Raw genomic sequence first — 22,963 nt, forward strand, 5'->3', positions numbered from 1 at the left:
TCTGAACGCAGCCCCCGAGATCACCGCGTGTCGGGACGTGGAGAACGGAGCATCGCATGAAAGGCAAGATCCTCTTCGTCGCCGGACTCGGCGTCGGATACGTGCTCGGAACGCGCGCCGGACGCGAGCGCTACGAGCAGATCAAGTCGGCCGCCGCCAACCTCTGGAACGCGCCCGTCGTGCAGCAGCGCGTCGACGACGTGCAGGAGTTCGTGAAGGACCACGCGCCCGAGGTGGCCGAGTTCGTCACCGACGGCGCCAAGAAGGTCGTGGCGCAGGTGTCGGGTCGTGGCAGCACGACCAGGAAGTCGACGTCGCGGTCGAACTCGAGCACGGGCTCCAAGTCGTCGAGCTCGTCGAGCTCGTCGGGGTCGTCGGGCACGAAGAACTCCGCGTCCGGCTCCAAGTCCTGAGGGAGGGGTCATGACCGACCCCCGCACCGGAGCGAAGCCGCGCAAGCGCTCGCTCATCGAACTCATCACGAGCCTGCCCGATCAGGTGCAGGAGCTCGTGCGCCGCGAGATCGAGCTCGTCAAGACCGAGCTCGTCGAGAAGCTGAAGGCCCTCGGCGTCGGCGCCGGCCTCTTGCTCGGCGCCGTCATCACGCTCATGTTCTTCATCGGCGTGCTGCTGACGCTCGCGATCATCGGCCTCAGCTACGTCATGCCCGACTGGGCTGCGGCCCTCGTCGTCGCGGGCGTGCTCCTGATCGTCGCGGTCATCCTCGCCCTCGTGGGCTACCGCATCCTCAAGACCGGCATCCCCCCGGTGCCGACCGAGGCCATCGCATCCATCCAGAAGGACATCCTCGCCGTGAAGGGCGAGGGGAGACGAGGCACTGATGTCTGACGCAACCGAAGCCGCCAAGGCCGCCGCCCGCAAGGCCCGCCACCAGCTCGCCGACACCCTCGACGAGCTCGAGGGCAAGTTTGACGTGCCGAAGCGCACGGGTGAGCTCGTGGAGAAGGCCAAGGTCGCCTACGAGAAGAACCCCGTGCCGTGGATCGTGGGCGGCGCCGCCGTCGCGATCATCGCCGTGGGCCTCGTCGCCTGGGCGATCTTCGGCGGCGACGACGACTGAGCCCTCTGGCGCGGCGATAATCCGCCGCGCGCGCCGAGATCGCGCACGAGCGCGGTCGCGCGCGATCTCGAGTGCGCACACCGCCGCGTAGCACGAGCGCTGATCTCGATTCGCGGGTAACCCGTTTGAGGGAGAGGATGGGGTGGTGACGTACGCCCCCACCGTCCCGTCCGACAACAGCAGCGAGAGCCCGAGCGGGTTCGCGCTCTGGGCCGTGTGGCGCCGCGACCCCGGCGCCCGCGGTGCCGCCGACACGAGCGGGCTCGCGGATGCCGTGGCCGCCGTGGAGGCGGACGGCGTGAGCGTCCGCGGCTTCTACGACGTCTCGGGTCTCCGCGCCGATGCCGACCTCCTCGTGTGGCTCACGGGCGACACGGCCGAGGGTCTGCAGGCGGCCGTGCGCAGCATCCGCCGCGTACCCGCGATCGCCGGGCTCCTGCCGACGTGGAACGCCCTCGGCGTGCACCGCGAGGCCGAGTTCAGCCGCGCCCACGCCCCCGCCTTCCTGCGCGGCCTGCCGCCGAAGGGCTGGGTCACCGTCTACCCCTTCGTGCGCAGCTACGACTGGTATCTGCTGCCCGACGACGAGCGGCGCGGCATGCTCGCCGATCACGGCCGCAAGGGCTCGGAGTACCCGGGCGTGCAGGCGAACACGGTCGCGAGCTTCGCGCTCGGCGACTACGAGTGGATCCTCGCCCTCGAGGCCGACGAGGTGACCGAGCTCGTCGACCTCATGCGCCACCTGCGCAAGACGGATGCGCGCCTCCACATCCGCGAGGAGGTTCCGTTCTTCACAGGGCGGCGCATCGAGCTCGACGAGGTCGCGGAGGTGCTCGCGTGACGATCACGAACGGCGAGGCGCCCGGCATCCTCGCGGCCACCCCTGCCGCGGCGAGCGGGGCCGAGCACGTCGAGCAGCCCGTCGCGTACGACGCGATCGTGCTCGCGGGCTTCGGCGGACCCGAGGGGCAGGACGACGTCATCCCCTTCCTCCGCAACGTCACGCGCGGACGCGGCATCCCCGACGAGCGCCTCGAGGAGGTGGCGCACCACTACCGCCACTTCGGCGGCGTGAGTCCCATCAACCAGCAGAACCGCGAGCTCAAGGCGGCGCTCGAGGCGGAGCTCGCCGAACGCGGCATCGACCTGCCCGTGCTGTGGGGCAACCGCAACTGGAGCCCCTACCTTGCAGAGGCGCTGCAGGAGGCGCACGAGCGCGGCTACCGCACCCTCATCGGGCTCGCGACGAGCGCATACTCGAGCTTCTCGAGCTGCCGCCAGTACCGCGAGGACTTCGCGATCGCCCTCGAGCAGACGGGCCTCGGCGACGAGCTGCGCATCGACAAGGTGCGGCAGTTCTTCGACCACCCGGGCTTCGTGACGCCGTTCGTCGAGGGGGTGCGCGACGCGCTCGCCGACCTCGTCGAGCGCGGTTTCGCCGACGACGAGATCCGCGTGCTCTTCGCGACCCACAGCATCCCGACCGACGACGCCCTGCGCTCGGGCGACCGCACGGTCGACTACGGCCCCGGCGGCGCCTACGCGGCGCAGCACCTCGCGGTCGGCGAGGTCGTCATGCGCGAGGTCGGCTCGCACGTCGCGTGGGAGCTCGTCTACCAGAGCCGCTCGGGCCCGCCGACGCAGCCGTGGCTCGAGCCCGATGTCAACGACGTCATCGAGGGCCTGCCCGCGCAGGGCGTCAAGGCCGTCGTGATCGTGCCGCTCGGTTTCGTCTCCGACCACATGGAGGTGCTCTGGGACCTCGACACGGAGGCCACCGAGACCGCCGAGGAGCACGGCCTCGTCGCGATCCGCACGCCCACGCCGGGCACGCATCCGGCGTACGTCGCGGGACTCGTCGACCTCGTGCTCGAGCGCGTGAACGGCACGGCGACCGCCGAGCGGCCGGCGCTCACGCCCTACGGACCGTGGTTCGACGTGTGCCGCCCCGGATGCTGCGAGAACGTGCGCGCGGGGTTCAAGCCCGCCATCGCGGGGGTGGCACCGTGACGCTCCGGCTGGGAACCCGGGGCAGCGCGCTCGCGCTCGCCCAGGCGGGCGCCGTCGCCCAGCGGCTCGGTGCCGAGCTCGTCGTCATCGAAAGCGAGGGAGACCGCACGAGCGCGCCGCTCGCCGATCTCGGCGGTGCCGGTGTGTTCGCCGCGGCCCTGCGCGAGGCGCTCCTCGCGGGCGAGGTCGACGCCGTCGTGCACTCCTACAAGGATCTGCCGACGACGCCGCTCGACGGGCTGACGGTCGCGGCCGTGCCGAAGCGGGCGGATGCGCGCGACGTCGTGTGCGCCGCGGGCGGTCACGACCTCGACAAGCTCCCCGCGGGCGCGCGCGTCGGCACCGGTTCGCCGCGGCGCCGGGCACAGCTGCTGCGGCGACGTCCCGATCTCGACGTGGTCGACATCCGGGGCAACATCGACACCCGGCTCGGGCGCGTCGGCGCGGACGACCCGGAGCGCCGCCTCGACGCCGTCGTGCTCGCGGCGGCCGGCCTCGACCGCCTCGGGCGCACCGACGCCGTCACCGAGTGGCTGAGCCTCACCTCGTGGCCGACGGCGCCCGCCCAGGGCGCGCTCGCCGTCGAGACCCGCACGGGCGACGCGAAGACCGTCGCGAAGCTCGAGCACAAGCCGAGCCGCCTCGCCGCCGAGGCCGAGCGCGGCGTGCTCGCGCGGCTCGAGGCCGGATGCGCGGCGCCCCTCGGCGCATCCGCTCTCTTCGAGGACGGGCTGCTCTTCCTCTCGGCGCGCGTGTACTCGCTCGACGGCTCGGAGCACCTGACCTCGTCCCACGCCCTGTACCCGGAGGACTCCCGCGACCCCGCGGGCGAGCTCGCGGCGCGCGTCGCCGACGAGCTGCTCGACGCGGGTGCGGCGGACCTCGCCCCGCTCGGAGGGAGGCGCCTGTGAATCCCGACGCAGGCCGCTCAACAGAACCGAAGTCGACGAAGCCCCTCGCCGGATGGCGCGTGCTCGTGCCGCGCGGCGGCAAGTGGGGCGACTCGGTCGCCGCGACCGTGCGCAGCCACGGCGGCATCCCCGTCATCGCGCCGCTCATCAACTTCGCGTCGACCGACGACCCGACGACGCTCGCGAACGCCCTGCACGAGCTGCAGGACGGGCAGTTCGCGTGGCTCGTCGTGACGAGCGCCACGACCGTCGACGTGCTCAACGCGCAGCGGGTGAAGGTGCCCGAGGGCACGCGTATCGCCGCCGTCGGCGAGACGACCGCGGCGGCGCTGCAGCTCGCGGGCTACCGGGTGGACTTCGTGCCGGGCTCGGACAACTCGGCGCGCGGGCTCGTGAAGGAGTGGCCCGACTCGGGCATCCGCGGCCGCGTGCTCATCCCGCAGTCCGACCTCGCCGAGCCGACGCTCGTCGCGGGGCTGCAGAAGCTCGGCTTCGATGTCGAGTTCGTGCAGGCGTACCGCACGGTCGGGGTTCCGGTGTCGCCGGATGTCGCGCGCGACGTGGCCTCCGGTCGCATCCGGGCGATCCTCGTGACCTCCGGCTCGGTCGCCCGCCAGGTGGCGGAGCAGCTCGCGCCCCTGCCGGATGACACGGTCGTCGCGTGCATCGGCCCGCGCACCGCGTTCGACACCCGCGCGGCCGGTCTCACGGTGCACGTCATCGCCGAGGAGCGCAGCGCCGACTCGCTCATCGACGCGCTCGTCGAGTACGCGGAGGCGGAATGAACGGCCGACCGATGATCCGCCCCCGCCGCCTGCGGCAGAGCCCCGCGTGGCGTCGGCTCGCGCAGGAGACGCGCATCGCGCCCGCCCAGCTCGTGCTGCCCATGTTCGTGGCGGAGGGCGCCGACGAGCCGCGACCCATCGCATCCATGCCGGGCGTCGTGCAGCATTCGCTCGACTCGTTCCGGGCTGAGCTGCAGCGCGCAGCCGAGGCGGGCATCGGCGGCGTCATGCTCTTCGGCGTGCCGCTCGAGAAGGACGCGAGCGGATCGGGCGCGACCGACCCCGACGGCATCCTCAACGTCGCGACGCGCATCGCCGCCGCCGAGGTGGGCGACGCGCTCGTCGTGCAGACCGACCTGTGCCTCGACGAGTTCACCGACCACGGCCACTGCGGCGTGCTCGACGCCGACGGCCGCGTCGACAACGACGCGACGCTCGTGCGCTACCGCGAGATGGCGCTCGCGCAGGCGCGCGCGGGCTCGCAGCTCGTGGGCCTCTCGGGCATGATGGACGGCCAGGTCGCCGCCGTGCGCGCGGCCCTCGACGCCGACGGCGCGTACGACGTGCCGATCCTCGCCTACGCGGCCAAGTACGCATCCGCCTTCTACGGGCCGTTCCGCGAGGCCGTGCAGTCGTCGCTCGTGGGCGACCGCCGCAGCTACCAGCTCGACCCCGCCAACCGCCGCGAGGGGGCGCGCGAGGTGGAGCTCGACCTCACCGAGGGCGCCGACATCGTCATGGTGAAGCCCGCCATGAGCTACCTCGACGTGCTCGCGGATGCCGCGGCCGCGTCGCCCGTGCCGGTGTGGGCGTACCAGGTGTCGGGGGAGTACGCGATGATCTCGGCTGCCGCAGCGAACGGCTGGATCGACCGCGACCGCGCGATCGACGAGTCGCTCGTGTCGATCGTGCGCGCGGGGGCGGATGCCGTGCTCAGCTACTTCGCCGTCGAGGCGGCCGAGCGCTGGGCGCGCGCGTGAGCGGCGTGGGTGCTGGGGGCGCGGGCGGCAACGAGGGCGCGTTCGCGCGTGCGCAGGCGGCGCTGCCCGGCGGGGTCAACTCGCCCGTGCGCGCCTACGGCTCGGTCGGAGGCACGCCCCGGTTCCTCGTGTCGGCCCGCGGGCCGTACGTGACGGATGTCGAGGGCCGCGAGTACGTGGACCTCCTCGCGTCGTGGGGTCCTGCGCTGCTGGGGCACGCGCATCCGGAGGTCGTCGCCGCCGTGCAGGAGGCCGCCGCGCGCGGGCTCTCGTTCGGGGCCTCTACGCCCGCCGAGACGGAGCTCGCCGAGCTCGTGCGCTCGCGGCTGGGGGTGGCGAGCGGCGTCGAGAAGGTGCGGCTCGTGTCGACCGGCACCGAGGCGACCATGACCGCGATACGCCTCGCGCGCGGCGCGACCGGGCGCGACCTCGTCGTGAAGTTCGCGGGGCATTACCACGGGCACTCCGACGGGCTGCTCGCTGAGGCCGGATCGGGCGTCGCGACGCAGGGTCTGCCGGGCTCGGCCGGCGTGCCGGAGCCCGTCGCGGCGCAGACGCTCGTGCTGCCCTACAACGACCTCGACGCCGTGCGTGCGGCGTTCGTCGCGCATCCGGGCCGCATCGCCGCCGTCATCACGGAAGCCGCGGGCGCCAACGCGGGCGTGCTCGCGCCCGAGCCCGGCTTCAACCGCGCGCTGCGCGAGCTCGTGCGGGCCGAGGGCGCGCTGCTCATCCTCGACGAGGTGCTCACCGGCTTCCGCGTCGGCCCCGCCGGCTGGTGGGGGCTCGAGGGCGCCGCCGAGGGTTGGGCGCCCGACCTCTTCACCTTCGGCAAGGTCGTCGGCGGAGGGATGCCGCTCGCCGCTCTGGGTGGGCGCGCGGAGCTCATGGACCTGCTCGCGCCGCTCGGGCCCGTGTACCAGGCGGGCACCCTCTCCGGGAACCCGCTCGCCGTCGCGGCGGGGCTCACGACGCTGCGCCTCGCCGACGCGGCCGTGTACGCGCACGTCGACGCGGCAGCGGATGCGGTGGCCGGCTGGGTCTCCGAGGCGCTCGCCGCCGAGGGGGTCGCCCACGTCGTCTCGCGCGCGGGCAGCCTGTTCTCGATCGCGTTCCGCGCGCGGCCTGTGCGCGACTACGCGGATGCGAAGGACCAGGAGGCGTGGAGGTACGCGCCGTTCTTCCACGCGCTCCTCGATGCCGGCGTCTCGGCGCCGCCGAGCGTGTACGAGGCGTGGTTCCTCACCGCCGCGCACGACGACGCGGCGCTCGCCCGCATCCGTGCGGCGCTGCCCACGGCGGCGCGTGCGGCGGCTCGCGCTACCGCGCCCACCTCCACCCCCGCCGCCCCTCCGTTGGTTGAGTAGCGCCGCGCGCGAAGCGCACGACCTCTCCATCGCTGGTTGTAGCGCCGCGCCGCGCGCCCGCGCGGCACGACGCGTATCGAAACCCTCGCACCACGTATCAACAGCGGGTCAAGGGATGCGAAACCTCCGCACGTCATCCGTCCCTCGGGTTTCGATACGCCGTGCGTCACGCCCTGCGGGCGCGGCGCGCGGCACTCAACCAGCGGTGAACACGCACCGAGCGTGCCGCTCCCCGCTTCCCGCCTCTCGCTGGTTGAGTAGCGCCGCGCGCGAAGCGCACGACCTCTCCATCGCTGGTTGAGTAGCGCCGCGCCGCGCGCCCGCGCGGCACGACGCGTATCGAAACCCTCGCACCACGTATCAACAGCGGGCCAAGGAATGCGAAACCTCCGCACGACATACGCCCCTCCGGTTTCGATACGCCGTGCGTCGCGCCCTGCGGGCGCGGCGCGCGGCACTCAACCAGCGGTGAACCCGTTTCCCGCTGGTCGAGTGCGCGCGGCCGCGCGCAGCGCGACCACGCGTGTATCGAGACCCCACGTCTGATGACCTGCGGAAGCGTCAGCGGCGCTCAACCGGCGGTGACGCGCGTCAGCGCGAACCCGAGTGCCACGACCGCGACGAGCGGCACCGCGCCCTGCACGAGGGCGGCGCGCAGCATCCGTCGGTCGGAACTGACGAGCACGAGCGCCGCGAGCACCATGCTGATGCACGCGAAGAGGGTGAGCACGAGGCCGGCGAGGTCGAGCCCCGACCACAGCAGCACGAGCCCGACGACGACGCCGAGCGCGAGGAACAGGTTGTAGAACCCCTGGTTGTAGGCCATGACGCGCATCGTCTCGGCGTCGGCCTCGCTGCGGATGCCGAAGGTGCGGCGGGTGGAGGGTCGCATCCAGAGCACGCTCTCGAGCACCCAGATGTAGACGTGGATGGCCGCGGCGATGCCCGCGAGCACGGACCCGATGGTGACGACCGCGGTGACGTCCATGCGGGTCAGTCTTGCACGCGCACCGCGATCCGCCCCCGGGTGTCGCCCGCGAGGATGCGGCTCGCCCAGCCGGGCACGTCGTCGAGGCCGATCTCGGTCGTGAGGCTGTCGAGCAGCCCCACGTCGAGGTCGCGCTCGAGGCGCTCCCACACGCGGGTGCGCGTCACGAGCGGCGCCTCGACCGAGTTGATGCCCAGCAGGTTGACGCCCCGAAGGATGAAGGGCATGACGGTCGTGGCGAGCTCGGGACTCTCGACGAGGCCGCACGCGGCAACCGATCCGCCGTAGCGGGTCTGCGCGAGGAGGCTCGCGAGGGTCGTGCCGCCGACGACGTCGACGGCGCCGGCCCAGCGGCTCGCCTGCAGCGGCTTGCCGGCCTGCTGCAGCTCGGCGCGGTCGAGGAGGTCGGATGCGCCGAGTCGCTCGAGGTAGCCGCGGTCGTCGGGGTGGCCGGTCGCGGCGACGACGCGACGTCCGGATGCGGCGAGCAGCATGACGGCGATGGAGCCGAGTCCGCCGGTCGCCCCGGTGACGACGACGTCGCCGTCGGGGATGTCGTTGTGCTCGAGCGCGAGCACGGCCTGGGCTGCGGTGAAGCCGGCGGTGCCGATCGCGGCGACGCGGCGCATCCCGAGCTTCTCGGGCACGCGCACGAGGTCGTCGCCCTCGACGCGGGCCCGCGTGCTGTAACCGCCATTGCGGGTTTCGCCGAGCCCGCCGCCCGTGAGCACGACCTCGTCGCCCGGCTTCCAGCGGGCGTCGCCCGACTCGACGACGGTGCCGACGACGTCGATTCCCGGGATGAGCGGCGAGATGCGCGCCACCCCGCGATCACCGCGGAGGGCCAGGCCGTCCTTGAAGTTGAGGCTCGAGTAGGCGACGTCGAGGAGCACCTCGCCGTCACCGAGCTCCGACTCGTCGACATCGACGAAGCGGGCCTCGGCGCCCTGGTCGTTGCGGGTTACCTGCAGTGCGCGCACCATGCACGAGAGCCTACGGGGCGTCGCCGCTTCCGCCGGTTGAGTGGCGCCGGGCGCGGAACGCACGACGCGTATCGAAACGCACCCCTTCTCCGTTGGTCGAGTAGCGCCGCGCCGTGCGCAAAGCGCGCGGCACGACGCGTATCGAAACCCTCGCACCCGCGTATCGAGAGCGGGGCATGGATGCGAGACCTCCGCACGTCATACGTCCCTCGGGTTTCGATACGCCGCGCGTCGCGCGCTGCGCGCGCGGCGCGCGGCACTCAACCAGCGGTGAACGCGCGCCCCCTCTCCCGCTGGTCGAGTGCGCGCGGCCGCGCGGAGCGCGACCACGCGTGTATCGAGACCCCACCTCTGATGACGTGCGGAAGCGCCCTCCTTCTGCTGGTTGAGTAGCGCCGCGCGCGAAGCGCACGACGCGTGTCGAAACCCTCGCACCGCGTATCGACAGCGGGTCTGGGGATGCGATCCCTCCGCACGTCATACGTCCCTCGGGTTTCGATACGCCGTGCGTCGCGCCTCCGGCGCGGCGCGCGGCACTCAACCAGCGGTGAACTCGCCCCCGGACGCAACCAGCGGTGAAGCGCTTGGTGTGCGCGGGGTGAACCGTGGACGCGGCTCACGCTCCCACCGGGAGAGAGCGCGCCGCGGGGATCGCGGCGCCAATGCGCGGTCGGACCGGGACGACGCGGCGGTCAGTCCGCCGCCACCACGTCGAGCTTCTGCACTACGGGGGCCGCGTGCGGGGTCATCAGCAGGCGGCAGCGCAGGGCGCCGCGGGGGCCGCGGAGCTCCCAGGTGGCGTGGGCCGGCGACTCGTGCGTGAGAGGCCCCGCATCCGTCACCCCGCCGACGTCGGCGAGCAGCGCACGCAGCGACGCCTCGCGACGCGCGAACGGCACGTCGAGGTCGACGCACGCGTCGAACATCGCCGGGTCGCCGAGCGAACCCTCGACGAGCGAGGTGCGCAAGGCGGATGCGGCCGCGACGGTCTCGGGCCACGGAGCGAAGGCGGGCGGCTCGGGGGCGGCGGGCATCGCATCCGTCACCCCGAAGGCGTCGTCGAACACGGCGTCGACGGCGGGCGTAAGCGCCGTGTAGGTCGCGTTCTCGAACACGACCGCACCGACGCCGGAGCCCTGCTCCCACTGCATGCGCGTCGTGAAGCCGGGGTAGCCGCCGCTGTGGCCCACGAACACCCGCCCGAACGAGTCGCCGCGCAGCGTGAGCCCGAGGCCGTACGCGCTCCACACTCCACCGCCCGCGGGGTCGCCCGCGATCGGGGTCTGCGGATGCCGCATCCGCTCGACGAGGCCTGCGGGCAGCACCGCGCCCGCGTCGATCGCGCCCGACAGCACGCCGCACCAGCGAGCGAGGTCGGTCGCGGTGCTGAACAGGCCGCCGATGGGCGAGAACGCGCCGGGCGTGCTGAACGGCAGCGGCTCCCAGGTCTGGGTTCGAGCGTCGCGTCCGCTGTCGGCCCCGGGCCGGTAGCCCGTGACCACCCCGCCGACGCTCTCGTCGAAGCCCGTGCCGGTCAGGCCGAGCGGCTCGAGCAGGCGCGACTCCACGACACGGCGGAACGGCATCCCCGCGCGAGCCGCGACGATGCGCCCCACGATCGCGTAGCCGAGGTTCGAGTACTCGAAGCGCTCGCCCGCGGGCCAGATCGCCCGCACGCCCTCGCCGAGCAGCGCCGCGAACACGTCGTGCGGCAGCGACTCCTGCCGGTCGGCCCAGGGGTCGTCGGTCGGGAAGCCCGCGCGCATCGCGAGCGCGTCGAGCACCGTCGGCTGCCGCGCATCCGGCCCCAGGATGCGCAGGGGCACGTCGAGCGCGTCGGCGAGCGGCTCGTCGAGGTCGAGCAGGCCGTCGGCCTCGAGCAGCAGCGCGGTCGCCGCCGTGAAGCTCTTCGTGCAGGAGGCGATGCGGAACGCCGTGCGCTCCGCCGCCACCGGCAGGTCACCGGATGCGACGACCGCCTCGAGCGCGCCCCCCGCGAATACTCCCCGCACCTGCGCAGGCGCGGTCACGCCGACGCGCGCGTCGAGTCCCCGCGCGAGCGCCTCCTGGAGACGCGCCGTCGACGTCACGGCTCAGCCGAAGAGGATCGCGGCCTCGTCGTACCGCGACTGCGGGACGGTCTTGAGGCGACCGAGCGCATCCTCGAACGGCACCGTGACGATCTGGGTGCCGCGCAGGGCGACCATCTTGCCCCACGCCTCCTCGAGCACGATGTCGACGACGGCCATGCCGTAGCGGGTCGCGAGCACGCGGTCGTACGCCGTCGGGGTGCCGCCGCGCTGGATGTGGCCGAGCGTCGTCGCGCGCGTCTCGATGCCCGTGCGCTCCTCGATCTCGGGGGCGAGCATGTCGCCGATGCCGCCCAGGCGGGGGCGTCCGAAGGCGTCGAGTCCGCGCTCCGAGTGGGCGTCGTCCATCGTGTCGAGCTTGAAGCCCTCCGCGACGACGACGAGCGGGGCGCGGCCGCGGGCGCGGGCCGAGTTCATCCACTCGCAGATCTCGTCCATGCTCGTCTTGCGCTCGGGGATGAGGATCGCGTGCGCGCCGGCCGCCATGCCCGAGTGGAGGGCGATCCAGCCGACGTGGCGGCCCATGACCTCCGCGACCATGCAGCGACCGTGCGAGTCGCCCGTCGTGCGGAGGCGGTCCATCGCCTCGGTCGCGATCTGCACCGCGGTGTCGAAGCCGAACGTGTAGTCGGTGGCCGAGAGGTCGTTGTCGACCGTCTTGGGCACGCCCACGATCTGCACGCCCTCATCCGTGAGCCGCTTCGCGGCCGCGAGGGTGCCCTCGCCGCCGATCGCGATGACGGCGTCCATGCCCGTGTCGGACATGACCTCCTTCACGCGCTCCACGCCCCCGTACTCGAACGGGTTCGTGCGCGAGGTGCCGAGGATCGTGCCGCCCTGCTTGCCGATGCCCATGACCTGGGGGCGGCCGAGGGGGTGGATGTCGGCATCCACGAGGCCCTTCCATCCGTCCTTGATGCCGACGAACTCGATGTCGTCGTGCTGAGTCAGGCCCTTGAGGACGGCGCCGCGGATGACCGCGTTGAGTCCGGGGCAGTCGCCACCGCTGGTGAGGATTCCGATCTTCACCCGCCCATCATGCCCTGTTTCCGGGCACGCCTCGCACTCGGCGGCCGTCGCCGTCGCTAGAGTTCCCCTGTCCGATCCGTCCGGGCATCCACCACACCCCAAGGAGCGTCATGACCGACCCCAACGTCCCCGACCCCGCCGCTCAGCCTGCGCCCGCCGCGCCGGCCGCGCCCGCAGCCGCCCCGGCCCCGGGCACCAGCTACCCCGGCAAGACCCTCGGCATCGTGGGCCTCATCGCGAGCTTCCTCGTCGCGATCGTCGGCCTCATCCTGAGCGCCATCGCCCTCTCGCAGTCGAAGAAGGCCGGCTACAAGAACACGCCTGCCAAGGTGGGCCTCATCCTCGGCATCATCTTCTCGATCCTGTGGATCCTGTTCTGGGTGCTGTGGGGCGCGCTGTTCGCGGCGATCGTCTCGAACTGCCCGGAGGTCGCCCCCGGTCAGTACGTCTGCTGATCTGAGCCACCCCGAAGGGGCCGGTGCGGAGCGATCCGCCCGGCCCCTTCGTCGTCGTCCGTCGTGCGGCGTCATGCCGGCGTCATCCCGCGACATGGGGAGTTCTGACGGGTCATTCCACTTCCTCCTGTACCCCGCGGCTCGCTAGGCTGCCCCAGTGGTCGATAACCCGACCCACCACCACCTTCTTCAAGGAGCGAAATGTCCAACCTCCAGCAGGCCCCCGCGGGTACCGACTACCCGGGCAAGACCCTCGGCATCGTGGGCCTCATCCTGGTGTTCTTCACGAACATCATCGGCCTCATCGTGAGCGCGATCGCGCTCAACCAGTCGAAGCAGGCCGGCTACAAGAACACCCCCGCCAAGGTCGGCGTGATCCTCGGCATCATCTTCGTCGCGCTCGGCGTGCTGTTCCTCATCCTGTGGTTCGGTATCTTCGCCGCCGCGTTCTCGGTCAGCAGCTACTGAGCCCTTCGCGAGAGGCCCGCACGGTTCGCCGTGCGGGCCTCTCCGCGTTCCTGGGAGGGCGGGTCGGCGCCCGGGGTTAGCCTGGCCCGGATGGATCCCGTCGTCACGCGCTACGCCCCGCCCCGGAGGCTCGAGCTGCGGCACGCCATCAAGCCCCTCGCCCAGGGCCGCACCGACCCCACCATCCGGCACGACGCCGACGGATGGTGGCTCACGCTGCGTCTCGCGAGCGGCATCGCGACGCTCCTCTTGCGCCAGCGGACGGATGCCGTGGAGGCCCACGCGTGGGGCCCGGGCGCCGACGAGGCGGTCGCGGGGGTGCCGGCGCTGTTGGGCGACGGAGACGACGACTCCGGGTTCGAGGCGGGGCGGCATCCGCTCGTCGCACGCCTGCACCACGAGACCCCCGGCCTGCGCCTCGCCCGCACGGGGCGCGTGCTGCCGGCGCTCATCCCGAGCGTGCTCGGGCAGAAGGTGACGGGCATCGAGGCGAAGGCCGCGTGGCGTCAGCTCGTGACGCGGCACGGCGAGGCGGCGCCCGGGCCCGCGCCGCTCGGCATGCGCGTCGTGCCGACCGCGGCGGTGTGGCGCCGCATCCCGTCGTGGGAGTGGCACCGGGCGGGGGTGGGCCCGCAGCGCTCCGACACGCTCATGCGCGTGTTCGCGGTCGCGGAGGGGCTCGAGCGCTGTGCCGGGCTCGCGACCGACGACGCCGCCCGTCGACTGCGCACGGTCGCCGGCATCGGCCCGTGGACGATCGCCGAGACGCTGCAGCGCAGCCACGGCGACCCCGACCGGGTGAGCGTCGGCGACCTGCACCTGTGCAAGCGCGTCGGAACCGCGCTCGCGGGACGCCGCGTCGACGACGACGGCATGTTCGAGCTGCTCGAGCCGTGGCGCGGCCACCGACAGCGCGTCGTGCGGCTCATCGAGGCGGCCGGCATCGGCTACGAGCGCCACGGCCCGCGGCTGGCGATCCCCGAGCACCGCACCCGCTGAGCACGCCGCCCCCTCGCTGGGTGAGTGGGCGTCCGCACGACGGCGTATCGAAACCCCGCGGCCCCGTTGTCGCGCGCCGACAACGGATTCGGTGCCCCGCTCACGAAAGGTCTAGCGTTCCCGGGTGGGAATCATCCGCCGTCTCTCTCGTCTCGCCTGGCTCTCGACCCGCGGCCCGAAGCTGCCGCCGCTCGGCCTCTACGACGTGTGCCACTCGCCGCGTCGCGTCATGCCGGGCGATCTCGACGAGCTGCGTCACATGAACAACGGCGCCTACCTCACCAACCTCGACCTCGCGCGCGTCGAGCTCGTCGTGCGCACGGGTCTGTGGGACCGCCTCAAGGAGGCCGAGGTCTACCCGGTCGTGTCGGCGCAGACGATCTCGTACCGCAAGTCGCTCGAGCTCGGCCAGCGCTACGTCATCGAGTCGCGGTTCCTCGGGCTCGACGAGCGCTCGGTGTACGTCGAGCAGCGCTTCGTGGTCGACGGCGAGGTGTACGCGCGCGCCCACATCCAGGCCCGCTTCCTCTACCGCAAGGGCGGCACCGTGCCCATGGACGAGCTCGGCCGCATCACGGGCATGGACCCGGCCGCCCACCCCATCCCGGAGTGGCTGCACGACTGGGCCGCCCAGGTGCGCATGCCCTCGACGCGCACCCCGGCGCCATCCACCTGGGAGTAGTCACCCTTCGCTGAGTGGTCGGTTTCTGGCCTCAAACCGCCGGTTTGAGGCCAGAAACCGACCACTCAGGGGATGCGGGCGCGCACACCTCAGCGGTCGAGCACGGCCATCGCGGCGTGGTAGCCGCCGAGGCCCGAGACCGCGCCACCGCGGCGGGAGCCGGAACCGCACACGAGGATGCGCTCGTGCTCGGTCGCGACGCCCCAGCGCTCGGCGGGCGTCGAGAGCGACTCGTCGTCCTCCGCCCACGGCCACGAGAGCGGCCCGTGGAAGATGTTCCCGCCCGGCATGTTGAGGCTCTGCTCGAGGTCGCGCGTCGTCGCCGTCTCGATGCACGGTCGCCCCTCCGCGTCGCGCAGCAGCACGCCGTCGATCGGCTCGGCGAGCACCGAGTCGAGCGAGCGCACCACGGCGGCCTGCAGCTCGGCGCGCGCGGCATCCGGGTCCCGTCCGTCGAGCAGGCGGTCGGGAGCCTGCAGCGCGAACACCGTGAGGGTCTGCGCCCCCGCCGCCTGAAGCTCGGGCGACAGGATGCCGGGGTCGGTGAGCGAGTGGCAGTAGCTCTCGAGGGGCATCGGGTCGGGGATGCGGCCCGCGGCCGCCTCGGCGTGGGCGCGGTCGAGTGCGGCGAAGCCCTCGTGCACGTGGAAGGTGCCGGCGAACGCGGCGGTCGGGTCGGCGGCGGTGTCGCGCAGCCGGGGGAGGCGCTCGAGCAGCAGGTTGACCTTCACCTGGGCGCCCTCGGGGCGCGCGCCCTCGCGCCCGAGCAGACGGTCGAGCACGTACGGCGCGACGCCCGAGAGCACGACGTCCGCCACGACACGGTGCTCCTCGTCGCCGTGGCGGTAGGCGACCTCGCCGTCGGGGGTGACGGAGGTGACCTCGGCATCCGTCAGCAGCTCGGCGCCGGCCGCGCGGGCCGCGCGCGCGAGCGACCCCGACACGGCGCCCATGCCGCCCACGGGCACGTCCCAGTGCCCCGTGCCGCCGCCGATCACGTGGTACAGGAAGCAGCGGTTCGCGGCGAGCGTGGGGTCGACGGAGGGCGCGAAGGTGCCGATGAGCGCGTCGGTGAGCACGACGCCGCGCACGAGGTCGTCGGCGAAGCGGCGCTCGACGGTCTCGCCGATGGGCGCCTCCACGAGCTCCGCCCACACGCGGTCGTCGCCGACGGCGCGTCGGGCCTCCGAGCGGGTGAGCAGCGGATCGGTCACCGTCGGCCAGACGGCGGCCGCGAGTCGAGCCGTGTCGTCGCCGAACGCGCCCCAGGCGTCCCAGTCGGATGCTGCGCCGATCGCCGCGAAGCTCGCCGCGGTGGCATCCGCGTCGCCCGTGTCGACGAGCAGGCCGCGGTCGGTGCCGGGCAGCGGCGTGTAGGAGGAGTAGCGGCGACGCGCGAGCTCGACGTCGAGCTTCAGGTCGCGGCGGATGCGCTCGGGCAGCAGGCTCACGAGGTAGGAGTAGCGCGAGAGGCGTGCGCCGACGCCCGGGAACACCTCGGCCGAGATCGACGCGCCGCCCAGGTGGTGCTGGCGCTCGAGGAGCAGGACGCTGCGGCCCGCCCCCGCGAGGTAGGCGGCCGCGACGAGCGCGTTGTGGCCGCCGCCGATGATGACGACGTCGTGCTTCGGGGTCATGTCAGCAGTATGTCTTGCGCGAGGTGGTCTCGAGACGCGTCGCTTCGCGGCGCTCCTCGACCACCTTGGAACCCACGTGGCCGAGGAACGCGGCGTCAGACCACGACGCGGGCGCCGTTGACGGCGGCGGCGGGGGAGTCGATCCAGTCGACGAGCCGGTCGGCGAGCACCGCCGGGGGTGTGCCGTCCTCGCCGATCGAGCGCACGACGAAGACGGTCGCGGCGCCGTCGGCCTCCGCGAGCCGGTCCGCGAGCTCCGCGACGAGCTCCTCGGCATCCGCCTTCGCGCGCGCGTACGAGCTCGTGGGCTCCGCATCCGGATCGACCGCGGTCGAGCTCACGATCGCGAGCCGCCCCTCGGATGCCGCGAGCTCGGGCTCGAAGGCCGCGATGACGTTGTCGAGCGCGTCGACGAGCCGCGGCCGCAACCACGCGTCGGCCTCGGGGGTGTCGCCCGGCTTCCAGCCTCCGACGAGGTGCAGCACGGCGTCGACCCGGCGGTGCGCCGAGACCACCTGGGCGGCGAGCTGCCGCGCGGCCCCCGCATCCGTGAGGTCGGCGACGTGCCGGTCGGATGCCGCGACGGTGTCGAGGCGGCCCCCGTCCGTGCCCACCGCGATCACGGTGTCGCCGCGGTCGCGGAGCCGGGCGCACGCCGCCCGCCCCGCGGCGCCCGTGGCGCCCGTGACGACGACGATCACCCCGTGATGCCCTTCGTCGACTCGATGACGTCGGTCATCTTCTTGCCGAGCGCCTCGTAGAACATCGAGAGCGGGAACTCGTCGTCGAGCACCGCATCCGTGTAGCCCTTCGGCGGGCCCGCGAGCACCTCGTCCGACAGGCCGCGAGCCCAGACGGATGCGGGATGCGGCTCGAGCGTCGACCGCACGAGCTCGTACGCGGCGAGCCAGTGGGCGGTCTTCGGGCGGTCGATCGAGCGCCAGTAGAGCTCGTCGATCTTGTCGGAGAGCGCGATGACGGCGGCGGGCACCTGGTCCCAGTCGAAGGCGAGCTGGGTGTCGGTCCAGTGCAGCACGCCGCGCTGGTGCAGCCAGGCGAACAGCAGCTGGCCGCCGAGCCCGTCGTAGTTGCGCACGCGCGAGCCGGTGAGCGGGAAGCGGAACAGGCGGTCGAAGAGGATCGCGTGCTGCACATGCCGGGCGCGGTCGCGCGTGCGCTCGTCGGCCGTCTTGTCGGCCTCGAGCTTGACGCACTCGCGGAACGCCGTGAGGTCGCAGCGCAGCTCCTCGAGCGAGTAGAGGAAGAACGGCATCCGCTGCTTGATCATGAACGGGTCGAACGGCAGGTCGCCGCGCATGTGCGAGCGGTCGTGGATGAGATCCCACATGACGAAGACCTCCTCCGCCAGGTGCTGGTCGGCGACGAGGTCCTGCTGCGAGGGCAGCAGCTCGAGCTTCGTGATGTCGGCCGCCGCCTCCGTCACGACGCGGAAGCGCGCGCCCTCGCGGTCCTGGAAGATCGCGCCCCACGTGAACGCGGGGATCTCGCGCATCGCGACCGTCTCGGGGAACAGCACCGCCGAGTTGGTGTCGTAGCCCGCCGTGAAGTCGATGAGCCGCAGCGAGATGAACAGCTTGTTGCCGTAGCGCTCCGCCTCGAGCCGCTCGATGAACTCGGGCCAGATGACCTCGACGATGAGCGCCTCGACGTGGCGGTCGGGCGAGCCGTTCTGCGTGTACATCGGGAACACGACGAGGTGACGCAGGCCGTCGACGCGGTGGTTCGCGGGGTCGAACGCGACGAGCGAGTCGAGGAAGTCGGGCACGCCGAATCCGCCCTCCTCCCACTTCGCGAAGTCGCCGGGCAGCGCCGCGAGGTACGCGGCGTCGTGCGGGAAGGCGGGCGCGAGCGCGCGGATGGCGGCCACGATCGCGGCGACGTGGTGGCTCGCCGCGGCGTGGTTCGCGGGGTCGGGGATCGAGCCGTCCTTCTCCTGCAGGGCCTGGATGGCGGTCGCGGCCTCCTTGAGCTGCGTCCATGCGGCGCTCTGCTCGGCGGTGGAGGCGTCCCCTTCGACGAGCTCAGGACAGCGCTCGACGACCTCCGGTTCTCCGATGATGGACGGGGTCTGGGCGATCGTGGTCATGGCGCCTCCTCTCGGGTTCGAGCCTAGGAACGATGGTTGTGCGGAGGGGTGCAAACGGCGCTCGTTTCTTGCGTCGACGCACGATTCCGCGCAGGTCTGAACAGTTTCGGCCGATCAGGGCGCGGCGAGGGATGCCGTGAGCCGCTTCGCGAGGTCGCGTACGGCATCCGAGAGCTCGGCGGGCTGCTCGATGGCGAATGGCCGGTCGACGGCGGCGATGGCGGCCGCCACCCAGTCGAGCGATCGGCCACGTGTCGACGACGGCCGCGTTCCCGGATGCCGCGCCCCGGCCCGGGAGCGGATCGACCGTCATCGTGGAGTTCCTCGTCTACACGCCGCCCGCCGCGGAGTGAACGGCGACGCGGTCTGGTGGCTCAGCCCTCCGAGCGCCAGACCACGTCGAAGCGCTCGAACACGATGTCCATGTGCTCGGTCCACGTGAAGCCGAGGCGCTCGCCCGCCCGGGTCCAATAGCGGCTGTGGCCGGCGCGCCACGACTCGAGCGTGCGGTCGTCCTCGCCCTCGTCGTACGCGAAGCGCTCGTCGACGCTCGTGAACGGCCCGATCCGCAGTTCGGTGCTGCGCAGGATGGCGCGCGGGGCGCCCGTCGAGTCGCACGCGATCCAGTGGCTGCCGACGCGGGGCAGCGGCTGCCCGTCCGCGAGGTACTCGGCGACGAGGCCCGCGGTCGCGCGCTTGGGCCCGTTGAGCACGAGGTCGAGCAGCTCGTCCGTGAGCTCGGGGTGGTCGCCGAACTGCTCGACCGACGGCGGCTCGGTGTCGAGCGCCGTCTCCGGATGCGCGGCCGCGTACTCCGCCCAGAGGGCGGCTGCAGCGTCGTGGTCGACGGGGGCGTTCTCGGTGCGCGACATGGCGGGAATCGTACTCGCGCGAGCGCGGCCGGGGCGGACCGTAGGCTGGCGGCGTGGGTGGCGTGCTGATCGGTTTCGCGATCATCGCCGTCGTCATCCTCACGGGCTACCTCGTCGCGCGCTTCCGCGTCATCGGGCCCGAGGCCCACCAGGTGCTCAGCCGCCTCGCGTTCTTCGTGCTGTCGCCCGCGCTGCTCTTCACGGTGCTCGCCGAGGCCGACCTGCATGCGCTGTTCTCGCGCCAGCTGCCGGTCGCCGCGGTGGCCGCGGTCGTTCCGATGGCGGTCTTCCTCGTCGTCGCGCTCGTCGTGTGGCGCCGGAAGGTGCCGGATGCGACGATCGGCGCCCTCGCATCCGGGTACCTCAACGCGAACAACATCGGCATCCCGGTGGCCGCGTACGTCGTGGGCGACGCGGCCGCGTCGGCTCCCGTGATCCTGCTGCAGCTCATCGTGTTCGCGCCGATCGCGCTCACGGTGCTCGACGTCACGACGTCGGGGCGCGCGTCGCTCGGCCGGATCCTGAGTCAGCCCGTGCGGAATCCGCTCATCATCGGCTCGGTGCTGGGCCTCGTCGTGGCGCTCGCCGACATCGAGCTGCCGGAGCCCGTGCTCGCGCCGTTCGAGCTCGTCGGGGCGGCGGCCGTGCCGATCATCCTCATCAACTTCGGCATGTCGCTGCACGGCCGCAAGCTGCTCGACGCGCCGGGGTCGCGGCGGGACGTCGTGCTCGCGGTCGCGCTCAAGCTCGCCCTCATGCCCGTGGTGGCGTGGGCGGCGGCGCGATTCCTGTTCGGGCTCGAGGGGCACGACCTGTTCGTCGCGGTCGTGCTCGCGGCCCTCCCGACGGCGCAGAACGTCTTCAACTACGCGCAGCGCTACCGGCGCGGCGAGGTGCTCGCGCGCGATGCCGTGCTGCTCTCGACCCTGCTCTCGCTCCCGGTCATCGTGATCGTGGCGGCCCTCCTCGCCGCCTGAGCCGCCCCGCGGCGCGAGTCAACCCGCCCCGGGGGCGCGAGTCACCCTCCGCTGAGTGGTCGGTTTCTGGCCTCATTCGGTCGGTTTAGGGCCAGAAACCGACCGGTCAGCGCATGGGGCGTCAGAGGTGGTGGCGGGCGAGGAAGTCGCGCAGGTGGGCGGTGAAGCGCTCGGGGTGCTCGACGCTCGGCAGGTGGGCCGAGTCGGCGTAGCGGCACTCCTCCGCACCCGGGATGCCGGCGAGCAGCAGCCGCGCGGCGACCCTCGCATCCGTCACGTCGTGGTCGCCGATCACGACGAGCGACGGAACCGCGATCTCGGCGAGGCGGTCGATCGCCGGATGCGCGGGCGGCGTCGCCGTGCCCGCGAAGTCCCAGTGCGCGGCGCCAACGTTGAGCTCGATCGCGCGCTCGACGAACGCCGGGTCGACATCGTCGAGGTCGCGGTCGGGGCCGAGGTCCCACAGCTGCACCTCGATGCGCACGAGCGCGTCGACGTCCTCGGCGGCCTCCGCCTCATCCATCGCCTTCTCGAGCTCGCGCTCGTTGGGCGTGTACTCGATGTCGTCGTCGGTCATGCCGCTCGGATTCGCGCCGATGACGACGAGGCCCGTGACGCGGTCTGGATGCGCGAGGGCCGCGTCGATCGCGAACCTCCCGCCGCGCGACGCCCCCACGAGCACCGCGCGCTCGACCTCGGCGGCGTCGAGCACGCGCAGCAGGTCGTCGGTCTCCGAGTAGGCGACGGCCTCGCCGGGGGAGCCGCCGTAGCCGCGCGTGTCGTAGCGCACGACGCGGTGGTCGGATGCGAGGTCGTCGAACTGCGGATCCCACATCGCGCGCGTGGCGACCCCCGCGTGGACGAACGCGACGGCGGGCGCAGAGGGGGCCCCTGCGACGTCGAAGGCGAGCGTCGCACCCGGAACCGACACGGCGGGGGGCATGTCGCCACACTAAGCGACATGCCCCCCGGAGGCCAGGGCTCAGTCGAGCTCGACGCGCTTCCGCACGCGGCCGACGATCGGGCCCGCGATGAACGCGAGGGCGAGCAGCGCGAGCACGCCGAACGAGAACGGCCCGTAGCTCTCCTCGCCGACGAGCACCGGCAGGTTGATGAGGATGATGGTGAGGAACCCGAGCAGCGCGACGAGCGCGAGCAGCGGCGCGACGAGGCGGCGCCACAGGCTCACGTCGTGCTGCTCGCGCCGGAAGATGCCGATGACGGATGCGGTCGTCAGCACGAGCAGCAGCACGAAGCCGACCGACGAGATGCCGCCGAGCCACGTGTAGAACTGCGTGATCGGGTCGAGCTGCAGCAGCACGGCCGCGACCGTGAGCGCGCCGACGATGGCTGCCGTGACGAGCGAGGCGCGCGACGGCGAGCCGTGACGCTCGTGCGCGATCCCGAGCTTCTGGGCGAGCACGCCCTTGCGGGCGAGCGAGTAGAAGTAGCGCGTCGAGATGTTGTGGAACGACAGAATGCACGCGAAGAGGCTCGTGACGAAGAGCACCTGGATGATGTGCCCGCCCACGACGCCGAGGTACTGCTCGGTCGTGTCGGCGAGGATCCCGCCCGGGTTGTTCGCGGCCTCCTCGACGACGGCGCTCTGCCCGACGCCGCTGATGAGCGCCCAGCTCGAGATCGCGTAGAAGACGCCGATCGAGATGAGGGCGATGTAGGTGGCGCGTGGGATGGTGCGGTCGGGGTCCTTCGCCTCGTCGCGGAACACGGCGGTCGCCTCGAAGCCGATGAAGCTCAGGATGGCGAACAGGATCGCGAAGCCGGGGGCACCCGACACGATCTCTGCGGGGTTGACGAGGCCGTTCGAGAAGCCCTCGGGGCCGCCGCCCGAGAAGATCACGGCGGCGTCGAGCGCGAGCACGATGAGCACCTCGCCGATGAGCAGCACGGCGAGCACGCGGCCCGAGAGCTCGATGTTGAAGTACGCGAGCACCGAGACGATGACGAAGCCGACGGCCGCGTAGGCCCACCACGGCACGGCAGGCAGGCCGTACGACTGGAGGAGGCTGTCCAGCCCCGGGCCGAACAGGCCGAAGACGCCCGCCTCGAGCACGAGGTACGACAGCAGCGCCGAGAACGCCGTGCCGAGGCCCGCACCGCGGCCGATGCCCTTGTCGACGTACGCGTAGAACGCGCCGGCGCTGCGCACGTACGGCGTCGCGGCGGTGAAGCCGACGGCGAAGAGCAGCAGCACGCCCGTGACGACGAGGTAGGTCGTGGGGAACCCAGCGCCGTTGCCGAACGCGATGCCGAGCGGCACGGGGCCGCCGATGACACCGAGCGGCGAGGCCGCCGCGACGACGATGAAGACGATGCTCGCGACGCCGAGCGAGCCTCGCAGCTTGCCGACGGATGCGCGCTCCGGGGCGCCGTCGCCCTCGGCGGCGGTCGGCTCGGCCGGGCGCGTGGTGGTCGTGGTCATGGGTGGGTCCTTCGGGGGTTTCTGCGGGTGAGCGCCGGGTTCTCCGCGACGCGATGCGGCACGCTACCGCGGCATCCGTGCTCCGCGGAGGCTGTGTGA

24 protein-coding genes are annotated in these 22,963 nt (G+C 72.6%); 14 read left to right on the forward strand and 10 right to left on the reverse strand.

What is annotated here, in order from left to right; all coding sequences use genetic code 11:
* Positions 1–56 precede the first annotated feature (56 nt).
* The 9 genes from H4J02_RS00310 (at position 57) to H4J02_RS00350 (ending at position 7,134) form a co-directional block, all read left to right on the forward strand.
* Positions 57–413 carry a YtxH domain-containing protein gene (locus tag H4J02_RS00310; RefSeq protein WP_187675166.1) on the forward strand — a complete coding sequence of 119 codons (357 nt, stop codon included), beginning with the start codon at positions 57–59 and terminating at the stop codon, positions 411–413.
* A gap of 10 nt (positions 414–423) precedes the next feature.
* Entirely contained in the window at positions 424–849 is a 426-nt protein-coding gene (locus H4J02_RS00315; protein ID WP_187675167.1) for a phage holin family protein, read from the forward strand.
* On the forward strand, positions 842–1,081 hold the full coding sequence (locus H4J02_RS00320) for a DUF3618 domain-containing protein (RefSeq protein ID WP_187675168.1): 240 nt from the start codon (positions 842–844) through the stop codon (positions 1,079–1,081). The genes H4J02_RS00315 and H4J02_RS00320 overlap by 8 nt, the downstream gene beginning before the upstream one ends.
* Before the next feature lie 145 nt (positions 1,082–1,226).
* Positions 1,227–1,922: a hydrogen peroxide-dependent heme synthase gene (gene hemQ / locus H4J02_RS00325; RefSeq protein WP_187675169.1), complete on the forward strand. Its 696-nt coding sequence runs from the start codon at positions 1,227–1,229 to the stop codon at positions 1,920–1,922.
* 2 nt (positions 1,923–1,924) lie between these two features.
* Positions 1,925–3,091, forward strand: a complete 1,167-nt coding sequence (locus tag H4J02_RS00330) for a ferrochelatase (protein WP_187676356.1) — start codon at positions 1,925–1,927, stop codon at positions 3,089–3,091.
* Complete coding sequence (gene hemC, locus H4J02_RS00335; protein WP_187675170.1) at positions 3,034–4,002, forward strand: hydroxymethylbilane synthase; 969 nt, start codon at positions 3,034–3,036, stop codon at positions 4,000–4,002. Before H4J02_RS00330 ends, hemC begins: the two co-directional genes overlap by 58 nt.
* Positions 3,999–4,787 (forward strand): uroporphyrinogen-III synthase, encoded by a 789-nt coding sequence (locus tag H4J02_RS00340; protein ID WP_187675171.1) that lies wholly within the window; start codon positions 3,999–4,001, stop codon positions 4,785–4,787. Before hemC ends, H4J02_RS00340 begins: the two co-directional genes overlap by 4 nt.
* Before the next feature lie 11 nt (positions 4,788–4,798).
* Positions 4,799–5,767: a porphobilinogen synthase gene (hemB, locus tag H4J02_RS00345; RefSeq protein ID WP_262406149.1), complete on the forward strand. Its 969-nt coding sequence runs from the start codon at positions 4,799–4,801 to the stop codon at positions 5,765–5,767.
* A gap of 5 nt (positions 5,768–5,772) precedes the next feature.
* Entirely contained in the window at positions 5,773–7,134 is a 1,362-nt protein-coding gene (locus H4J02_RS00350; RefSeq protein WP_187676357.1) for a glutamate-1-semialdehyde 2,1-aminomutase, read from the forward strand.
* 571 nt (positions 7,135–7,705) lie between these two features.
* Here H4J02_RS00350 and H4J02_RS00355 read toward each other — a convergent pair.
* The 4 genes from H4J02_RS00355 to H4J02_RS00370 all read right to left on the reverse strand — a co-directional run bounded on the left by H4J02_RS00355 (position 7,706) and on the right by H4J02_RS00370 (position 12,224).
* Positions 7,706–8,122 (reverse strand): DUF1304 domain-containing protein, encoded by a 417-nt coding sequence (locus H4J02_RS00355; protein WP_187675173.1) that lies wholly within the window; start codon positions 8,120–8,122, stop codon positions 7,706–7,708.
* A 5-nt stretch (positions 8,123–8,127) separates the two neighbouring features.
* The gene (locus H4J02_RS00360; protein WP_187675174.1) at positions 8,128–9,105 is read right to left on the reverse strand and encodes an MDR family oxidoreductase; all 978 of its coding nucleotides are present in this window, start codon (positions 9,103–9,105) and stop codon (positions 8,128–8,130) included.
* A 692-nt stretch (positions 9,106–9,797) separates the two neighbouring features.
* A complete protein-coding gene (locus H4J02_RS00365) occupies positions 9,798–11,195 on the reverse strand; it encodes a serine hydrolase (protein WP_187675175.1) in 1,398 nt (465 codons plus the stop codon).
* Positions 11,196–11,198: 3 nt separating this feature from the next.
* Positions 11,199–12,224: a 6-phosphofructokinase gene (locus tag H4J02_RS00370; RefSeq protein ID WP_187675176.1), complete on the reverse strand. Its 1,026-nt coding sequence runs from the start codon at positions 12,222–12,224 to the stop codon at positions 11,199–11,201.
* 110 nt (positions 12,225–12,334) lie between these two features.
* Here H4J02_RS00370 and H4J02_RS00375 point away from each other — a divergent pair, with 110 nt between their 5' ends.
* The 4 genes from H4J02_RS00375 to H4J02_RS00390 all read left to right on the forward strand — a co-directional run bounded on the left by H4J02_RS00375 (position 12,335) and on the right by H4J02_RS00390 (position 14,828).
* Entirely contained in the window at positions 12,335–12,679 is a 345-nt protein-coding gene (locus H4J02_RS00375) for a DUF4190 domain-containing protein (RefSeq protein ID WP_187675177.1), read from the forward strand.
* A gap of 201 nt (positions 12,680–12,880) precedes the next feature.
* On the forward strand, positions 12,881–13,147 hold the full coding sequence (locus H4J02_RS00380; protein ID WP_187675178.1) for a DUF4190 domain-containing protein: 267 nt from the start codon (positions 12,881–12,883) through the stop codon (positions 13,145–13,147).
* Positions 13,148–13,237: 90 nt separating this feature from the next.
* Entirely contained in the window at positions 13,238–14,146 is a 909-nt protein-coding gene (locus H4J02_RS00385) for a DNA-3-methyladenine glycosylase (protein WP_187675179.1), read from the forward strand.
* A gap of 124 nt (positions 14,147–14,270) precedes the next feature.
* A complete protein-coding gene (locus tag H4J02_RS00390) occupies positions 14,271–14,828 on the forward strand; it encodes a thioesterase family protein (protein ID WP_187675180.1) in 558 nt (185 codons plus the stop codon).
* An 89-nt stretch (positions 14,829–14,917) separates the two neighbouring features.
* Here H4J02_RS00390 and H4J02_RS00395 read toward each other — a convergent pair whose 3' ends face one another.
* The 4 genes from H4J02_RS00395 to H4J02_RS00410 all read right to left on the reverse strand — a co-directional run bounded on the left by H4J02_RS00395 (position 14,918) and on the right by H4J02_RS00410 (position 19,444).
* The gene (locus tag H4J02_RS00395) at positions 14,918–16,465 is read right to left on the reverse strand and encodes an NAD(P)/FAD-dependent oxidoreductase (RefSeq protein WP_187675181.1); all 1,548 of its coding nucleotides are present in this window, start codon (positions 16,463–16,465) and stop codon (positions 14,918–14,920) included.
* Between the two features lie 95 nt (positions 16,466–16,560).
* A complete protein-coding gene (locus H4J02_RS00400; RefSeq protein ID WP_187675182.1) occupies positions 16,561–17,166 on the reverse strand; it encodes an SDR family NAD(P)-dependent oxidoreductase in 606 nt (201 codons plus the stop codon).
* On the reverse strand, positions 17,163–18,572 hold the full coding sequence (locus H4J02_RS00405; RefSeq protein ID WP_187675183.1) for a DUF6421 family protein: 1,410 nt from the start codon (positions 18,570–18,572) through the stop codon (positions 17,163–17,165). The genes H4J02_RS00400 and H4J02_RS00405 overlap by 4 nt, the downstream gene beginning before the upstream one ends.
* 374 nt (positions 18,573–18,946) lie before the next feature.
* Positions 18,947–19,444: an ASCH domain-containing protein gene (locus H4J02_RS00410; protein ID WP_187675184.1), complete on the reverse strand. Its 498-nt coding sequence runs from the start codon at positions 19,442–19,444 to the stop codon at positions 18,947–18,949.
* Positions 19,445–19,497: 53 nt separating this feature from the next.
* Here H4J02_RS00410 and H4J02_RS00415 point away from each other — a divergent pair, with 53 nt between their 5' ends.
* Positions 19,498–20,421: an AEC family transporter gene (locus tag H4J02_RS00415; RefSeq protein ID WP_187675185.1), complete on the forward strand. Its 924-nt coding sequence runs from the start codon at positions 19,498–19,500 to the stop codon at positions 20,419–20,421.
* A 121-nt stretch (positions 20,422–20,542) separates the two neighbouring features.
* Here the strand turns inward: H4J02_RS00415 and H4J02_RS00420 are convergent, their stop codons facing one another.
* Both H4J02_RS00420 and H4J02_RS00425 read right to left on the reverse strand, forming a co-directional pair.
* Positions 20,543–21,364: an alpha/beta fold hydrolase gene (locus H4J02_RS00420; protein WP_187675186.1), complete on the reverse strand. Its 822-nt coding sequence runs from the start codon at positions 21,362–21,364 to the stop codon at positions 20,543–20,545.
* A 39-nt stretch (positions 21,365–21,403) separates the two neighbouring features.
* Positions 21,404–22,864, reverse strand: coding sequence for an APC family permease (locus H4J02_RS00425; protein WP_187675187.1), 1,461 nt, complete (start codon positions 22,862–22,864; stop codon positions 21,404–21,406).
* Positions 22,865–22,963: the final 99 nt, after the last annotated feature.

The sequence above is a fragment of the Protaetiibacter sp. SSC-01 genome (assembly GCF_014483895.1).
Lineage (GTDB): Bacteria > Actinomycetota > Actinomycetes > Actinomycetales > Microbacteriaceae > Homoserinibacter.

Excerpts from the sequence above, each read along its gene's own strand:
- H4J02_RS00315 (WP_187675167.1), top strand. The coding sequence starts at position 424 with ATGACCGACCCCCGCACCGGAGCGAAGCCGCGCAAGCGCTCGCTCATC.
- H4J02_RS00410 (WP_187675184.1), bottom strand. The coding sequence starts at position 19,444 with ATGTCGCGCACCGAGAACGCCCCCGTCGACCACGACGCTGCAGCCGCC.
- hemC (WP_187675170.1), top strand. The coding sequence starts at position 3,034 with ATGCTGCGAGAACGTGCGCGCGGGGTTCAAGCCCGCCATCGCGGGGGT.
- H4J02_RS00360 (WP_187675174.1), bottom strand. The coding sequence starts at position 9,105 with ATGGTGCGCGCACTGCAGGTAACCCGCAACGACCAGGGCGCCGAGGCC.
- H4J02_RS00355 (WP_187675173.1), bottom strand. The coding sequence starts at position 8,122 with ATGGACGTCACCGCGGTCGTCACCATCGGGTCCGTGCTCGCGGGCATC.
- hemB (WP_262406149.1), top strand. The coding sequence starts at position 4,799 with ATGATCCGCCCCCGCCGCCTGCGGCAGAGCCCCGCGTGGCGTCGGCTC.
- H4J02_RS00425 (WP_187675187.1), bottom strand. The coding sequence starts at position 22,864 with ATGACCACGACCACCACGCGCCCGGCCGAGCCGACCGCCGCCGAGGGC.
- H4J02_RS00380 (WP_187675178.1), top strand. The coding sequence starts at position 12,881 with ATGTCCAACCTCCAGCAGGCCCCCGCGGGTACCGACTACCCGGGCAAG.
- H4J02_RS00320 (WP_187675168.1), top strand. The coding sequence starts at position 842 with ATGTCTGACGCAACCGAAGCCGCCAAGGCCGCCGCCCGCAAGGCCCGC.
- H4J02_RS00310 (WP_187675166.1), top strand. The coding sequence starts at position 57 with ATGAAAGGCAAGATCCTCTTCGTCGCCGGACTCGGCGTCGGATACGTG.
- H4J02_RS00405 (WP_187675183.1), bottom strand. The coding sequence starts at position 18,572 with ATGACCACGATCGCCCAGACCCCGTCCATCATCGGAGAACCGGAGGTC.
- H4J02_RS00375 (WP_187675177.1), top strand. The coding sequence starts at position 12,335 with ATGACCGACCCCAACGTCCCCGACCCCGCCGCTCAGCCTGCGCCCGCC.
- H4J02_RS00385 (WP_187675179.1), top strand. The coding sequence starts at position 13,238 with ATGGATCCCGTCGTCACGCGCTACGCCCCGCCCCGGAGGCTCGAGCTG.
- H4J02_RS00395 (WP_187675181.1), bottom strand. The coding sequence starts at position 16,465 with ATGACCCCGAAGCACGACGTCGTCATCATCGGCGGCGGCCACAACGCG.
- H4J02_RS00420 (WP_187675186.1), bottom strand. The coding sequence starts at position 21,364 with ATGCCCCCCGCCGTGTCGGTTCCGGGTGCGACGCTCGCCTTCGACGTC.